General features: G+C 35.5%; 15 protein-coding genes and 1 riboswitch. Of the genes, 4 read left to right on the forward strand and 11 right to left on the reverse strand.

Annotated elements, in window-relative coordinates; all coding sequences use genetic code 11:
* The first annotated feature begins 51 nt into the window (after positions 1–51).
* Complete coding sequence (locus DJ93_RS12395) at positions 52–678, forward strand: YczE/YyaS/YitT family protein (protein WP_042981143.1); 627 nt, start codon at positions 52–54, stop codon at positions 676–678.
* Between the two features lie 29 nt (positions 679–707).
* On the opposite strand, the gene DJ93_RS12400 is transcribed toward DJ93_RS12395, so the two are convergent.
* The 3 genes from DJ93_RS12400 to DJ93_RS12410 form a co-directional block, all read right to left on the reverse strand.
* A complete protein-coding gene (locus DJ93_RS12400) occupies positions 708–2,003 on the reverse strand; it encodes a homoserine dehydrogenase (RefSeq protein WP_042981145.1) in 1,296 nt (431 codons plus the stop codon).
* Positions 2,004–2,140: 137 nt separating this feature from the next.
* A complete protein-coding gene (gene metA / locus DJ93_RS12405; RefSeq protein ID WP_042981146.1) occupies positions 2,141–3,049 on the reverse strand; it encodes a homoserine O-acetyltransferase MetA in 909 nt (302 codons plus the stop codon).
* The gene (locus DJ93_RS12410; RefSeq protein WP_042981147.1) at positions 3,033–4,331 is read right to left on the reverse strand and encodes a bifunctional O-acetylhomoserine aminocarboxypropyltransferase/cysteine synthase; all 1,299 of its coding nucleotides are present in this window, start codon (positions 4,329–4,331) and stop codon (positions 3,033–3,035) included. Before DJ93_RS12410 ends, metA begins: the two co-directional genes overlap by 17 nt.
* Positions 4,332–4,422: 91 nt before the next feature.
* Positions 4,423–4,527: riboswitch (SAM riboswitch) on the reverse strand.
* A 377-nt stretch (positions 4,528–4,904) separates the two neighbouring features.
* On the opposite strand from DJ93_RS12410, the gene DJ93_RS12415 reads away from it, so the two are divergent.
* Positions 4,905–6,152, forward strand: a complete 1,248-nt coding sequence (locus DJ93_RS12415) for a chloride channel protein (protein ID WP_042981149.1) — start codon at positions 4,905–4,907, stop codon at positions 6,150–6,152.
* A gap of 48 nt (positions 6,153–6,200) precedes the next feature.
* On the opposite strand, the gene DJ93_RS12420 is transcribed toward DJ93_RS12415, so the two are convergent.
* The gene (locus DJ93_RS12420; RefSeq protein WP_042981150.1) at positions 6,201–6,896 is read right to left on the reverse strand and encodes a YjjG family noncanonical pyrimidine nucleotidase; all 696 of its coding nucleotides are present in this window, start codon (positions 6,894–6,896) and stop codon (positions 6,201–6,203) included.
* Positions 6,897–7,003: 107 nt separating this feature from the next.
* Here DJ93_RS12420 and DJ93_RS12425 point away from each other — a divergent pair, with 107 nt between their 5' ends.
* Positions 7,004–7,675, forward strand: a complete 672-nt coding sequence (locus tag DJ93_RS12425; RefSeq protein ID WP_042981151.1) for a transcriptional regulator YeiL — start codon at positions 7,004–7,006, stop codon at positions 7,673–7,675.
* 61 nt (positions 7,676–7,736) lie between these two features.
* Here DJ93_RS12425 and DJ93_RS12430 read toward each other — a convergent pair whose 3' ends face one another.
* The 3 genes from DJ93_RS12430 to DJ93_RS12440 form a co-directional block, all read right to left on the reverse strand.
* Complete coding sequence (locus tag DJ93_RS12430; protein ID WP_042981153.1) at positions 7,737–8,363, reverse strand: FMN-dependent NADH-azoreductase; 627 nt, start codon at positions 8,361–8,363, stop codon at positions 7,737–7,739.
* 192 nt (positions 8,364–8,555) lie between these two features.
* Positions 8,556–9,203 (reverse strand): response regulator, encoded by a 648-nt coding sequence (locus DJ93_RS12435; protein ID WP_042981154.1) that lies wholly within the window; start codon positions 9,201–9,203, stop codon positions 8,556–8,558.
* 20 nt (positions 9,204–9,223) lie between these two features.
* The gene (locus DJ93_RS12440; RefSeq protein ID WP_042981155.1) at positions 9,224–10,795 is read right to left on the reverse strand and encodes a sensor histidine kinase; all 1,572 of its coding nucleotides are present in this window, start codon (positions 10,793–10,795) and stop codon (positions 9,224–9,226) included.
* A 155-nt stretch (positions 10,796–10,950) separates the two neighbouring features.
* On the opposite strand from DJ93_RS12440, the gene pdxK reads away from it, so the two are divergent.
* On the forward strand, positions 10,951–11,775 hold the full coding sequence (pdxK, locus tag DJ93_RS12445; RefSeq protein ID WP_042981157.1) for a pyridoxine/pyridoxal/pyridoxamine kinase: 825 nt from the start codon (positions 10,951–10,953) through the stop codon (positions 11,773–11,775).
* Between the two features lie 44 nt (positions 11,776–11,819).
* On the opposite strand, the gene DJ93_RS12450 is transcribed toward pdxK, so the two are convergent.
* The 4 genes from DJ93_RS12450 to DJ93_RS12465 all read right to left on the reverse strand — a co-directional run bounded on the left by DJ93_RS12450 (position 11,820) and on the right by DJ93_RS12465 (position 16,138).
* A complete protein-coding gene (locus tag DJ93_RS12450; protein ID WP_042981158.1) occupies positions 11,820–12,875 on the reverse strand; it encodes a GGDEF domain-containing protein in 1,056 nt (351 codons plus the stop codon).
* Positions 12,876–13,027: 152 nt separating this feature from the next.
* Positions 13,028–13,231, reverse strand: a complete 204-nt coding sequence (locus tag DJ93_RS12455) for a YbdD/YjiX family protein (RefSeq protein ID WP_042984195.1) — start codon at positions 13,229–13,231, stop codon at positions 13,028–13,030.
* The gene (gene cstA, locus DJ93_RS12460; RefSeq protein ID WP_042981160.1) at positions 13,224–15,299 is read right to left on the reverse strand and encodes a carbon starvation protein CstA; all 2,076 of its coding nucleotides are present in this window, start codon (positions 15,297–15,299) and stop codon (positions 13,224–13,226) included. The genes DJ93_RS12455 and cstA overlap by 8 nt, the downstream gene beginning before the upstream one ends.
* Positions 15,300–15,421: 122 nt before the next feature.
* Positions 15,422–16,138 (reverse strand): LytR/AlgR family response regulator transcription factor, encoded by a 717-nt coding sequence (locus DJ93_RS12465; RefSeq protein ID WP_042981161.1) that lies wholly within the window; start codon positions 16,136–16,138, stop codon positions 15,422–15,424.
* Between the last annotated feature and the right edge of the window lie 118 nt (positions 16,139–16,256).

A 16,256-nucleotide genomic window follows, 5' to 3' on the forward strand; every position in this document is an offset into this window, starting at 1 on the left:
TCCACAATATATCCTTTCCTAGCAAATACGTTTTAGAAAGGATATACAACTATGCTTCGATTCAAATTAGAATATATATTTTTCATTGGCGGTTTACTCATTCTCTCCATCGGTATTAATATGATGACGACAATTACTTCCTTTGGACTTAGCCCTTATGATTCCTTCTTTATTGCACTATATCAAAATTTCGGAATAAGTATCGGTTTTTGGATTTTTATGATTAATTTCGCCTTTACACTGATTGTGCTCTTTTGGAATAAGAAACAAATTACACTCGGCACGATTGTAACGATGGTTCTTATTTCTGTTTTTGTAGATTGGATCGGTTCTATTACAATGATTATGGATTTCATTCGCTCTCTTCCAAAATATATAACACTTATTTGCGGAAATCTATTCGTCGGAGCTGGAATCGGTCTTTACGTCTCTACAAACCTTTGCGCTGCACCTCAAGAAGCTTTCGTTTTAACTGTTGCCGAGAAGAAAAAATGGACATTCAGAAGAACTGAAATTTCATTAGCTCTTTTATTTTTAACATTAAGCTTCTTATTAGATGGACCAATCTATTTCGGAACAATTATCTTATCCTTTACAACAGGTTGGATTATTCAAGCATTTATACAAGTTGGCACGCAGATTTTAAATAGAAAAAAACCTATTAAGCAAGCTGCTTAATAGGTTTTTTCGTTTTTTTATAGGAAATACTACTTAGCATCCCCTTCGATTCGATAGTCCGCTTTCACACAATCTATTTCTTCATACGATTGCAATGTATGTAGAATGTACTCGTAATCCGCAAGAGAAGCACGATGCGTTACAATTACGATTTCTGCTTTTCCTTTCTCTTCAAGTGGCATTTGAATAATCTTTTCAAAACTAACACCGCGCTCAGAGAACAATGACGTAATTTTTGCAAACACACCAATTTCGTCTTTCACATGAAGTCTTAAAAACTTTTTCACAACAATTTCATCTGGCTCTTTTAATACTTTTTTATACTGCGGCGATACCGCACTATTTCCGTTTACACCTAGCCTAATGTTTTGCATTACAGCAACTAAGTCAGAAACAACAGCTGTCGCTGTCGGTAAGCTTCCTGCTCCCGGTCCATAAAACATCGTTTCTCCTACTGCTTCACCATACACATATACAGCATTATATTCATTTTGCACTGCCGCAAGAGGATGTGTATTTGGAAGTAAAGTTGGTTCAACTGTAACCTCCAATTTTTCGCCATCTCGCTTTGCGAGACCGATTAATTTAATCGTGTATCCTAAGCTCTTACTATATTCAATGTCTTCTTCTGTAATGGAAGTAATTCCTTTTACCTTCACATCTCCAAGCTCTACATTTGTAGAGAAACCGAGAGTAGCCAAAATCGTCATTTTTCTTGCTGCATCTAAACCTTCTACGTCTGATGTTGGATCTGCTTCTGCAAATCCAAGCTGCTGAGCTTCTTTTAACACGTCGTTATATGCTCTCCCTTCGTCTGACATTTTCGTCAAAATAAAATTTGTCGTTCCATTTACAATTCCCATTACTTTCGTAATAAGATCTGAAGAAAGCCCTTCTACAATACTTCGTAAAATTGGAATTCCCCCAGCCACACTAGCTTCATAAAACAAATCAGCCTTATTATCTTTTGCTACCGCTAATAGTTCTGCCCCGTGTAACGCCATTAAATCTTTATTTGCAGTCACAACGTGCTTCCCACTATTTAAAGCTTGTAAAATATATGCTTTTGCGTCATCAATTCCACCCATTACTTCAATGACAACATCAATATTTGGATTATCTAAAATTTCATTCGCATTTTGTGTTAATAGAGTAAAAGGTACCTCGACCTCTCTCTCTTTCTCAATATTTTGTACTAGCACTTTTGTTACCTTCACTGGACAACCTACTTGGTGTATAAGTCGTTCTTGATGATCTGTAATAATACGAACTACACCACTACCAACTGTCCCAAGACCTAATAACCCCACTTGAATTTCTTTCATAATACTGTCCACCCCTCAAAAATTGTGTTTAGATGCCATTATATAAACAAAAAATCTGAAAAACAATGTATTTTGAACATTCAGAAAAATAAAGGGTAATCTTTACAAAGAAAACGCTACCACGTGTTACACAATCATCATTTCAATATATAAGGGGTTTCTTGATACACGTAATAATTCAACCAATTAGAAAATAATAAATTCCCATGACTCCTCCACCTAACAAGTGGCTTCTCATCTGGATTATTATGTTTAAAATAATTTTTTGGTACATCAATATTTAACCCTTTTTGACGATCTCGTTCGTATTCTTGCTTTAACGTATCACAGCTATATTCACTATGTCCGAGTGCAAAAACTTGCCTTCCCTCTTGCCCAATAACAAGATGAACACCCGCTTCTTCAGAATTTGCTAATAACGTTAATTCTTTCACTTTTTCAATATCACTCTCTCGTACTTCTGTATGACGAGAATGCGGGGCAAAAAATACTTCATCAAACCCTTGTAACAATTTCACATGTTGCTCGCGAACCTCATGTTCAAATACACCAAACATTTTTTCAGCAAGAGGATACTTCGGAACACCATAGTGATAATACAAACCTGCTTGTGCCCCCCAACAAATATGAAGCGTAGATGTTACATTCGTTTTTGAATACTCCATAATACGTCCAAGCTCTTCCCAATAATCTACTTCTTCAAAAGAAAGAGTTTCAACTGGTGCTCCTGTAATAATGAGCCCATCAAATTTTTCGTTTTCAATATCACGGAATGTTTTATAGAAGCTCGTTAAATGGTCCTGCGCTACATTGCGAGACAGATGCGATTCCATATGCAGTAAATGAACATCTAGTTGCAACGGTGTATTTCCAATTAAACGAAGTAATTGCGCCTCTGTTTCTTGCTTTGTAGGCATTAAATTTAATATAGCAATTTTCAAAGCACGTATATCTTGTGTTTCTGCTCGCTCCTTCGTCATTACAAAAATATTTTCCTTTTGTAATACTTTGCGAGCTGGTAAATCTTTATCAATTATAATCGGCATGTTGTTTGCCTCCGACTAGCGCCGCTTCTAAATCTGCAATAATATCAGAAACATCTTCTATACCGACCGACAAGCGAATTAAATCGGATGTAACACCCGCTAAACGCTGGTCTTCTTCACTTAATTGTCTATGCGTTGTACTAGCAGGATGAATGACGCAAGTTCTCGCATCTGCTACATGTGTTACGAGAGTCGCTAGCTTCACATTTGCGATAAACTCTTTTGCAGACTCTAATCCGCCTTTAATACCAAATGTTAAGACGCCACTAGCACCTTTCGCTAAATATTTTTGTGCTAATGAATAGTTTTCATTACTATCTAATCCCGGATAATTCACCCATTCAATACGTTCATGATTAGCAAGCCACTTTGCAACAGCAAGAGCATTTTCACTATGACGCTCCATTCTTAAATGCAATGTTTCTAAGCCAATATTGCTAATATAGGCATTGAATGGGCTCATACAGTTTCCATAGTCTCTTAATAATTGAACGCGAGCTTTCACAATATAAGCTGCCGCTCCAAAATTTTGTACATAGCTTACACCGTGATAACTCAGATCAGGCTCAACAAGCTCCGGATATTTTCCTTTCGTCCAATCAAAGTTTCCTCCATCAATAACAATGCCGCCTAATGAGCTCGCGTGGCCATCAATGTATTTCGTCGTAGAATGAACGATAATATTTGCTCCATATTCAAACGCTTGGCATAAATAAGGTGTCGCTAATGTGTTATCAACGATAAAAGGTACTTCTAGCTCTTTTGCCGCCTCCGAAAATTCCTTAAAGTTTAATACATTCATTGCCGGATTCCCTAATGATTCTGCATAAATAAGTTTCGTCTTATCATTAGCAAGCGCTACGATTTTATCAGACGTTAAGTTTGGATTAAAAAATGTAACATCAATACCAAGCTTACGTAAACTTACTCCAAATAAATTAAACGTCCCACCGTAAACTGTTGAAGAACAAAGAAGATGGTCTCCACTACTACAAATATTTAAAACTGCCAGCATAATAGCCGCCTGCCCTGAAGCTGTTGCGACGGCCCCTACACCGCCTTCTAATTCCGATAATTTATGCTCAAATGCAGCGAGTGTGGGATTCCCAATACGTGTATAAATATTGCCTTCTGCCTCTAAATTAAATAATGCTGCCAAATCATCTGAAGTATCATATTTATACGTTGTACTTTGATAAAGTGGTAGAACGCGTGGCTCACCATTTTTTGGTGTATAGCCACCTTGCACACAAATAGTTCCCTTTCCCCATGATTCTCCCATCTCTCATTCTCCTTTCTTTTTATACAAAATAAAAAACTGCTCCTTTCCTAAATAAGAAAGAAGCAGTTTGAAAACACGCTCTAAAGTCTCTTTCTTATCTCTCAGGGCTATTACCTGCAGGATTTGGCACAATTCCGTTATTCGGCTGTTGCCAAGGTTTCATCGGGCCTGTCCCTCCACCTTTTCTTGATAAGACTATGCAATTACCGTTGATTTTATAGCAATAATTTCCTACTGTCAAACATTTTTTCTGAATGTTCTAAAATAAATGTTAACGATTTAATTATCCTACCATATAGATCACAAAAGAAATATATTCCATTTTCATATGAAAAATACCTTCCAAAAGTTCCACTCACTATATAAAATTAAATAAATAAATTAACTCACATTATATGTTCAACAAAGCTACATCATATAAAAAGATTTCAAATCCTCATGGAATCGTAATACCCATTGCTAATTTGATTCGAATAGGTCCGTCTCTTAAAAAGATACTATACGTATTCAACTCACTTCCTACTAACATACCTAATCTTTTTCACATCAAAATGAACATAACGGAGGTATAACATGACAGTTAAAAAAAACATGCACTATATACTTGTCCTATACGGCATACTTTTAGGCTCTATCGTTGGTGCAACAGTTTGGTTATTTTTAGTTACGATAAACTTTGGGATCCATTTTATTTGGGGATATTTAGCTGAACTCTTCGCTTCTCCTCCTTATTACACAATTTGTGTAACAATAATCGGCGGTATCCTTGTTGGGTTGTCACAAAAATACTTTGGTACATATCCACGTCTTATGCCAGAAGTAATGGCCGAATATAAAAAAACAGGTAGAATTGAATACCATGTTATACATCAAGCTACCTTAACTGCAATTATTGTTTTAATATTTGGGGCAAGTCTAGGCCCAGAAGCAGCACTTGTTGGAATTATAGGTGGTCTTTGCACATGGGTTGGCGATCGCTTTAAATTTGCTTTGAAAGGAATACAAGAACTAACAGAAGTTGGAATTGGTGCTACTTTAAGTGTTATTTTCAACGCACCATTATTCGGTTATTTAGCTCCAAATGAAAATGAAGGTGAGCAGCTTGCTGGGTTTTCCAAAGGAAAAAAAGCAATTGTATATTTAGCTACTACCTTTGCTGGGTTTTCCGTTTATTTATTGCTCAGTAAATTTGATAATCGAGGATCTTTTATTGTTAACTTTGGCGAAGGTTCTCTTTCCCTCAATGAATGGATTGCCTTTCTGCCACTTGCTAGTATTGGTGCTATAATAGGGTTCTTTTACTTTAAGCTAGAGTTTACGTTAGAAAAAATAATCCATCCTTTTCGAGACTACAAACTATCACTCGGAATTATAGGCGGTACTCTTTTAGGCATTGCAGGAACTTTTCTCCCATACACATTATTTTCAGGGGAGCATCAATTAAAAGAATTAGTAGTTGAATGGACCAATTTATCCTTTTGGGTGCTCTTCCTTTCAGGGATTTTAAAGTTATGTATAACTGCAGTTTGTTTAAATACGGGCTGGCGCGGCGGACACATTTTTCCAATTATATTTTCCGGGGCAAGTATTGGATATGCTATAGCTTCTATTCTACCTATAGATCCAATTGCTTCTGTAGCTATTGTAACGACGGCTATTTCAAGTTATGCATTAAGAAAGCCGATAGCTGTAACATTATTACTACTCATGTTCTTCCCGCTCAATTTATTATTACCGATGCTTGGAGCAGCAGCGATTGGAAATGCATTTCCACTCCCTAAACATAATGAAAACAAAAATTTTAGTGAAAATATAGAATGAAATATTAGTAAGCGGTAGGGCTTCTTTAGCCCCACTGCCTACTAACCTTTATACACTCAACTTTAACAAATCATACAACTCATCAAAACTTTGCACCTCATAAGTCGGCACAATTCCGCTATGATTCGATTTCTTTTCAGGATTAAACCAACAAGTATCTAGCCCTGCTAAATACCCCCCTTTAATATCCGCATTTAGCGAATCTCCAATAATAAGTCCTTTCTTAACGGAAAAATCAGGAATTCGTTCAAAAACATAATCAAAGTACTCTTTCATTGGCTTTTGAAAGCCCGTATCTTCAGAAACGAAAATATCTTTAAAAAGCAGATGTAATCCCGCATTACGCAGACGTTTATCTTGTGTTTTTGAAACACCATTTGTCACAATATATAAATCATATTCATTTTGAATATTTTGTATAAATTCAAAGGCGCCCTGAATAAGTTGATCCCCTTCTTCTAAATAACTACGATAGTTTTCTTCAAATAGAATTCCATCCACTTCTTGCCCATACTCTTTAAATAAAGTCGAGAATCGTGTATTTACTACTTCATCTCGATTTATTTTCCCTTCTTCAAAAGCATCCCAAAGCCCTTTATTTACTTTTTTATAATGAGCTTCAATTTCAGCTGTTAAAGGAATATTTTTCTCCTCAAAAAGCATACGTAACGCCGTTTTTTCAGCCTTTTGGAAATCTAATAATGTATCATCTACATCAAATAATAATGTTGTATATTTTTTCATAATCCCCTTCACACTCTCTTTTCTACAAAAACTATTTTCAATAAATCGTATCATTCTTTCTTGTAAAAATAATAGGAGATATCTCATACTAAATATGAGGTGAAAGCATGAAAATCAGCAAAAATAGCAAAGAAATCCACCATTATATACAAGCATATAACTTCCAAACACTCTTTTCATTTGATGTTTTACCATATACAGAAATACACTCTTTTCAAAAGAAAGAAACACTATGTAGTGAAGGGACTGATATTCCTTATCTCTATTACTTAATCTCCGGAAAAGCGAAAATATATATGACTCATAAAAACGGGAAAGTATCCTTGATTAATTTTATTAAAGCGCCTTCGTTCATTGGAGAATTAGGATTAATTGGCGTAGAATCTGTTACGAAAGGGATTGAAGCGATAGAAGAGTGCACTTGCCTAGCTCTTCCTCTTAAAGATTGCCGTCCTCTTTTATTACAAGATGCTACCTTTTTACATCGATTATGCAAATTTATCGGGGAGAAAACAATTACTAGAACAGAAAACTATGCAAAAAATTATAGTTATCCTTTTGAAAATCGATTCGCTGCGTTTATTTTATTAACAGAACAAAATAATTGTTATATCGAAAAGCATACAGAGGCCTCTGAATATTTAAACGTCAGTTACCGCCATCTCCTATACGTGCTTAACCAATTTTGCCAGCAAAACTACTTAAAAAAAGAAGGAAGAACCTATTACATACAAAATCGAAAGCAATTAGAGAAACTTGCTGATGAACTTACAAGATAAAAAAGAAGCATTAACGTTTACATGTTAATGCTTCTTTTTTGAGTGACGATTATATTTTTAATTAAAATTTGCTTGCTACTTTAGTAGCTTCTTCAAGACCTGATGCAATGATTTCTTCCGCTTTATCTGGGAATTGATTATGTCCTTCAATAACTACCGTTTCCATATTCGTTGCACCGAAGAAGCCCATCATGCTCGCTACATATTTAACAGCCATTTCAACTTCTGCTGCTGGACCTTCAGAATATACGCCGCCGCGTGCATTTAATAATGCAATCTTTTTATCTCCAATAAGTCCTACTGGGCCTTCTGGTGTATACTTGAACGTTTTACCAGCGCGGTTTAAGTAATCAATATACGTGTGCAATACAGCTGGAATCGTTAAATTCCATAATGGGAAACCAAGGACTACTTTATCAGCTTCAAGGAATTGATTTAAATATTTATCTGCAACAGCAACTGCTTTTTCTTCCTCTGCTGTTAAGTCAAATCCTTTACCTGCTTTGAATGTACCGTTAATCATATCCACGCCTACATACGGTAATTCTTCTTTATATAAATCAAGTTCTACTACTGTATCATTTGGATGTGCTTCTTTATAACTCGCTAAAAATGTTTCATATAATTTTACGCTAACTGCTTGTTCCACTGGGCGGTTGTTTGCTTTTACAAATAAAACTGTTGTCATGCTCTTTTCCTCCTATTACTCACTCTTACGTTGTTATATATTACTTACGAAAAAGGGATAATCCCTTGTAATTGTTGTTGCTTACTAGTACATTCTATCCTCATACCTCATCTATTTCTTCCTCACATAGACGTATCTTTCCATAAAAAAAGTCCACCTTCTAAAGGCGAACTAGGTCTTACGACTTTTGTCTTATACCATTCCGTTTTTCACTGCATATAACGCTGCTTGTGTTCGATCTGATAAATGTAACTTGCTTAAAATACTACTTACATGAGCTTTTACCGTTTTTTCTGTAATCACTAAAACAGATGCTATTTCTTTATTACTCATCCCTTTTGCCAATAGTTGCAACACTTCATTTTCTCTTGCTGTTAGTACCTCTATATGAATTGTCGATGTTTCTTCTTTCTCTTCCTCCGGTAACGTCTGAGAAAGAAGAGCGTTTGCTATGTCAGGATGGAGTTGGATATTTCCTTTATACGCACTACGAATTGCTTCAACAAGCTGATCTGGTTCTACATCTTTTAAAATATATCCGCTCGCTCCTGCCTTTAATGCTGGCAAAACATGCGCTTGATCAGAAAAACTCGTTAACACGATTACTTTCACATCAGGATGTTCCTTTTTCATACAAGCTGTTGCTTCAACTCCATCCATCTCAGGCATATATAAATCCATTAGTACAACATCTGGATTCGTTTCACAAACTTTTACTAACGCTTCTTTCCCATTATTCGCTTCTCCAACTAACTCAAAGTCTTCTTGCGTGCTTAAAAAAAACGCTAAGCCTTTTAAAACCACTGTATGATCATCAACTAATAATACTTTTATTTTCACAAACTTCCCTCATTTTCACATCATAATGGTACGTTCACTTTTACACTCGTTCTTTTTTTTCCACTTACAATTTTAATTGTTCCACCAATTAATTCTACTCTTTCGCGCATTGTTGTCATACCAAGCGACTTCTTTTCTTTTACGTCCTTTTCTATAAAACCATTTCCTTGGTCAGTTATCTCTAATGATACATTCTTCTCAGTTACTTTAAAATAAATCGTAGCTTCTCTTACACCAGCATGCTTACTTACGTTATTTAATGCCTCTTGTCCAATACGCCATAACGTCTCTTCTATTACACGTGGTAAATCACGCACACCAGTAATCTGCTCCCGAATTTTCAATCCTAAGTTCTCACCATATTGTTTTAAAGCTGGGAGTAATCCTTTCTCTAATCCAGCTGGACGAAGTTGCCAAATCAACGCCCTCATTTCTTTTAAAGCACCTTGTGCTAACTCCCGCATCTCATAAAGGGACTCGTCTACCTTTTCATTTCGTCCTTTTAAAACAGCTTCCGCCCCCTTTGTCATAAAGGTTAATGAAAATAGCTTTTGCGAAACAGAATCATGCAAATCCCTAGCTAAACGATTCCGCTCCTCCATTCGCACAAGTTCACGGCGCTGCTCATTTAATCTTACATTCTCTATCATTAATGAAATATGATTCGTCAATGCTTGCACCACATCTATCGTATGTATATCAAATTCACCATTATTTGAACTAGCGCATAAAACACCAAATATATGACTTTGAATATGTATTGGTGCAGCAATAACCGCCCTATTAGGATGTACTATATTACCAACCTGACGTTTCAGTAAAACCGGTTCATCTTTTTCCAACGCTTCCCGTGCTGCAACCTTCAAATCTTCTTGTAATTCCTTTTTACTATAGAAGGCTCTCACAGATAATTCCGCTTCCTCCCTAATAAAGAAAGCAACTTGCTCCCATTGAAATACTTCCCCCACTTGCTTTACAACTTCATCGGGCAATATATTAAATTTATGAATCCTTCTTAAGGCTTGAATAAAGTGCTCCAACTTTACATAATAGTGGGCCCTTCTCTTTTCATTTTCATATAATTTCGTTCGTTTTAAAGCTGTTCCAATTTGGAACGCAACCGATTGTAGTAATACTAGTTCTTCTTCAGAAAAATATGTTTTACCTGGACTCGCTACATTTAGCACACCAAATTCTTCTCCACCGGCTTTTAACGGCACAGTTGCATGATGCAAAATCCCTTCTGTATCTCCCCAATTATATTCAATTGCATTATTAATTCTTTTACATTCAATAATATTAACAGCTCTCTCTAATTTCCCTTCTACAAAGCGGCGTAAACACCAGCACTCTCCTTCACACATCGGCCGTTTGTTTTCAAATGTAAGTGCTTCTGGTAACTGATAATCAATTAACTTCGTATATCTACCATTTTCATCTGCAAGAAAAATCCATCCCGTTGTTAAACCAGTTACACTCAATAGTTTCTCTAATACGGCTTGTAACACATGATATGTATCATTTGATGTATTTAATGTTTCTGCAATCTCCTTTAATATAACTAATTCATTTGTACGATTTTCTTGAAACATAGTTCATCTCCTACATACAAGATTTTCACTATTTATTGTAACAAATTCAATACTCGTTAAAACAATCATCTACTTTTCACTTTGTACTTACTCATAACATTGTTATAATGGTGAAAAATGTAGTTTTCACTATATCACCTAAGGGGGCTTTCCTAATGACATTAAATAAAGCACTTACAATCGCTGGTTCTGACACAAGTGGCGGTGCTGGTATACAAGCTGATTTAAAAACATTCCAAGAACTTGGTGTATACGGAATGACATCTCTTACAACGATCGTAACAATGGATCCACATAACGGTTGGGCACATAACGTATTTCCTATCCCTGCTTCTACATTAAAACCACAATTAGAAACAACAATTGAAGGTGTTGGTGTAGATGCTTTAAAAACAGGTATGCTTGGATCAGTAGAAATTATCGAAATGGTTGCTGAAACAATCGAAAAGCATAACTTTAAAAATGTAGTAGTTGACCCTGTTATGGTATGTAAAGGCGCAGATGAAGCATTACATCCTGAAACAAACGATTGCTTACGCGACGTTCTTGTTCCAAAAGCATTAGTTGTAACACCAAACTTATTTGAAGCATATCAATTAAGTGGTGTGAAAATTAATTCCCTTGAAGACATGAAAGAAGCAGCGAAAAAAATCCATGCTTTAGGTGCTAAATATGTACTAATTAAAGGCGGTAGCAAACTAGGTACAGAAACTGCAATTGACGTCCTATACGATGGAGAAACATTCGATCTTCTAGAATCAGAAAAAATCGATACGACAAATACACATGGTGCAGGTTGTACATATTCTGCTGCAATTACAGCAGAACTTGCAAAAGGAAAATCAGTGAAAGAAGCAGTAAAAACTGCGAAAGAATTCATCACTGCTGCAATTCGCCATTCATTCAAAATTAACGAATATGTAGGGCCAACACACCACGGCGCATATCGTAAATTCGTTGCAAAAAAAGAACTTATATAAAAAATAAAGCTATCAATTGATAGCTTTATTTTTTACTATGAATTTTATGATGCTGAACTAACCTTGTTTCTACCATTTCTTTTAGAATAATATAATGCATCATCAGCTGATTGAATAACTTGATCAGATGACTTTTCGTACTCTGAAACACCTACAGAAACTGTAATTTTAATTGTTCTTCTATTTAATAGTTGAAACGAATGGGCTTCAACTGCTTTACGAATTTGCTCTCCTATACGAATTCCATACGCGATTCTCTTCCTTGGTAGCAAAAGTGCGAACTCTTCTCCACCCTTTCGAAATACTAAATTTGAGAATGGTGAATTCTCCCGTAAAATATGCCCTACTTGTTTCAATACTTCATCTCCAGCGGGGTGACCATACGTATCATTTATATACTTAAAGTAATCAATATCGATAAATAATAAACAAAGTGAATCGTTTTTCATATGTTTATTGCCAATATAGCGATTCATCTCTAAATCAAACTGTCTCACATTCCCTAATCCTGTTAATGCATCTACCGTTGCATAATGTTTCATTGTTTGAAATAACTCATTTGATTGTAATACGTAATTCGTACTTACAAATGTGACATAACCTGTAATAATACTACAAACTAAATATAACCCTACTACAGCTATGTCTTTAAATAATATATAAAGAGGAATTACTAAAATAGATAAGCTATACACATGTAACCATATCCATTTTGCAAATATAGAAATTTTCATTCGTGAAATCAAGACACTACCTATCCCTATTAAAACAATAGTATAGCAAGCTAATTCAGAAGCTAAAGAATACTCCGTAAAAAATAGCCGAGTTATTAAAATAATACTAACCGTTATACTACTTGCTATCGGTCCGCCAATCATAATTGCTAAAATAACTGCTAAATGACGTAAATCCAACATAATATCTTCAATATGTAAACCAAAACAAATCAATAATACACTTAATATTCCAGTAAAAATACCTACCGTACATTTCTTTGCAAAAGAGAATTCCTCTTGCATTGGTATGCTCCTTAAAAGCTGCCCTCCAACAAAGGTAAAGGAAAGAATTATTGTTGTATTTACAAATAAATCCCTTAACATAAAATAATCTCCCTACTTTTCTTTTCCATCTTTCCCTTTCCTTGTTTTATTGTATACGAAATCCCTATAATTCCCAAAGTTTTTTGTGTTTTTGTTGTTCCACGTGAAACAACAAAAACACAAAAAAGGAGCGGAAATCCGCTCCTTTTTCATTAACAACATCGTGATATTTTTCCGCCCTTTGCATTAAATCTAGCTTCTTGTGCCTCGGCAAAAAATTGTTTTTGACATAAAATTTGCTTTTCTGGGTGATGCAATTTCATATGATTCACATATGTTTCATAGCTCGGAACTCCAACAAGTAAACTAATAAATTGTTTTCTCCTTCCCCATACTTTCCTGATCGCTTTAAGCATAATTTCTCGACTCGCTTTCATTTCTTGGAATATATGGTGCCTCTTTTAAAGGTGTTGTCTTATTTTGCAACACTTGAATCCAAATTCGAATAGCTGCAATTAGCACCGCAATTACAACTAACATAAAGATTCCACAAAGTGTTGCATCAATATAATCATTTAAAATAATTTGTTTCATTTGTGCGACATTTTTAGCTGACGCTAATATCTTTCCATCATCCAATGCACCTTGAAAAACCTTCGCATGTGATAAAAATCCGATCTTTGGATTTTCATGAAATAGCTTTTGATAACCAGCCGTCATTGTTACAATAAGTAATCCTACTGTTGGAATAAGTGTCACCCAAACATATGCCTTTTTCCCCATTTTGAACAAAATTGTCGTTCCAAGTAATAACGCAATTCCAGCTAACATTTGGTTGGCAATACCGAAGAGTGGCCATAATGTATTAATTCCACCAAGTGGATCTATTACCCCTTGATACAAGAAATATCCCCAGCCTAGTACGCATAATGTCGTTGCAACAACATTCGCTAATGTAGAATCTGTTTTTGCAAATGGTTTATACACATGTCCTAAAATATCTTGAATCATAAATCGACCTACACGTGTTCCAGCATCAATTGTTGTTAAAATAAACAACGCTTCAAATAAAATGGCAAAATGGTACCAAAATGCCATCATCGCTGTTCCACCTATTACTTGTGAAAATATATATGCCATCCCAATTGCTAATGTCGGTGCACCGCCTGTGCGTGATAAAATGGTCTGTTCCCCAACATTAACAGCAAGTTCTTTTAACTCATTAGGTGTAATAGCAAATCCCCACGAAGAAATAACCTGAGCTGCTTGTGATACATCCGTTCCAATAAGTGCCGCCGGACTGTTAATAGCGAAATAAGTTCCTGGTGTTAATACACAAGCTGCAATCATTGCCATTGCGGCAACGAACGATTCCATTAACATTGCTCCGTAACCAATTGGCTGTGCGTGATTTTCTTGTTCAATCATTTTCGGCGTAGTACCTGAAGAAACTAGAGCGTGGAATCCAGATACAGCACCGCAAGCAATTGTAATAAATAAGAATGGAAATAGGTTCCCAGAAAACACCGGCCCCGTCCCATCAATAAACTTAGAAACAGCTGGCATTTGCAAATCTGGAGCTACAATTAAAATACCGACTGCTAATCCAACAATTGTACCAACTTTTAAAAATGTACTTAAATAATCACGTGGTGCTAGAAGCATCCAAACTGGTAATGCAGATGCGATAAATCCATATACAATAAGCATAATAGCGATTGTTTCACCACTAAAAGTAAACATGCTCGCAAGCGTCGGATTTTCAGCTACATACTGTCCTCCGACAAGAGATAAGATAAGTAAGATAATGCCAATAACTGATCCTTCACCAACTTTTCCTGGACGAATGTATCGCATATAAACTCCCATTAAAATCGCAATCGGAATCGTTGCCGCAATTGTAAACATCCCCCACGGACTTCCTATAAGTGCCTTCACGACTACTAAAGCTAATACCGCCAATAAAATAATCATAATCCCTAAAATACCAATCATCGCAATCAAACCTGTAACAGGTCCAATCTCATCTTTAATCATTTCACCTAATGATTTTCCGTTACGTCTCATGGAAGCGAATAAAATTACAAAATCTTGTACAGCACCAGCAATCACTACTCCTACAATAATCCAAATGGTTCCTGGTAAATATCCCATCTGTGCTGCCAAAATCGGTCCTACTAGAGGCCCCGCACCAGCAATCGCTGCAAAATGATGACCGAATAATACCCATTTATTCGTCGGTACATAGTCCTTCCCATCATTTAACGTATGAGCAGGTGTTTGCCGATTATTATCTAGATCAAACACTTTTCTAGCGATAAACCTACTATAAAAACGATAAGCAATTGCATATACTGACACAGCAGCCACTAAAAGCCATACCGCATTAATTGTCTCACCTTGCGATAAGGCTATTACGCCAAAAGCGACTGCCCCTAAGGTAGCAATAACCCCCCAAAGTAAAATTGATTTCAACATCTTCACATACAATCCCCCCAATACTACTCCTTAGAGGAGATTGTACTAAATTTTCTGAATATTTAACTTGAATCCTCCTTATCATGAAGGATTTTTACATTATCATGTTGAAATTCTTTCATCACCTGTCATAGCTCGATTTTATTTCGAAGTCGTTTCACATAGTTTCTACTCACAGGAATCGGCTGCTCATCATACCTTTCTAAATAAAGATTATACGTCCCGTTATAATAAGGTTTGAGCTCTTGCACATATTTCATATTAATTAAGTAACTTTTATGGACACGTAAAAAATCGTATGTAGTTAATTTATTTTCTAATTCTTGAAGCGTATATGTTGAAATATACTGATTATTGGTTGTATAAATAGAAACTGTTTTATTTTCTTTATTCTTACTTACATATATAATATTTTCCGGAAAAATATATGTAATTCCTTCATGACTCTCAATTGGAAGTTTACGCAAGGAACTCCTTGTTTTCTTTCCTAGTTCGCTCTCCATTTTATATAGGAGAAAATTTAAATCTTCCTCATGAAATGGTTGCAATAAATAATAAAACGCTTGAAAACGAAAGGCTGTGATTGCCTCTTCTATATTCTTACCAACGAAAATAAACTTCGTATAACAATTTATTTGTTGTAATAGGTTGGAGAATTCAAATCCTGTACCATCTGCTAATTGCGTATTTAAAAAAACGAAAGCTGGTGTATGTTTTTTCATAATTTGCAGAGATTCCATTCCTGTTCTCGCTTCAAAACACTCCACATTCCGCATATTTTCTTTACATGCCTCAATTAATTTGTCTCGGGTTTCTGCTTCTTCCATGATAATTAAAATTTTCATTTATCCAACCACCTAATTCTTTTGTACATATGTCCTTTTGTATACATTCGCTTTAGTAAGAAACAATCCCTTTTTCTAACCTTACTTTCTCTTTACTATACCACTATTTATTAGATAA

The organism is Bacillus clarus, from assembly GCF_000746925.1.
GTDB classification, from domain to species: domain Bacteria; phylum Bacillota; class Bacilli; order Bacillales; family Bacillaceae_G; genus Bacillus_A; species Bacillus_A clarus.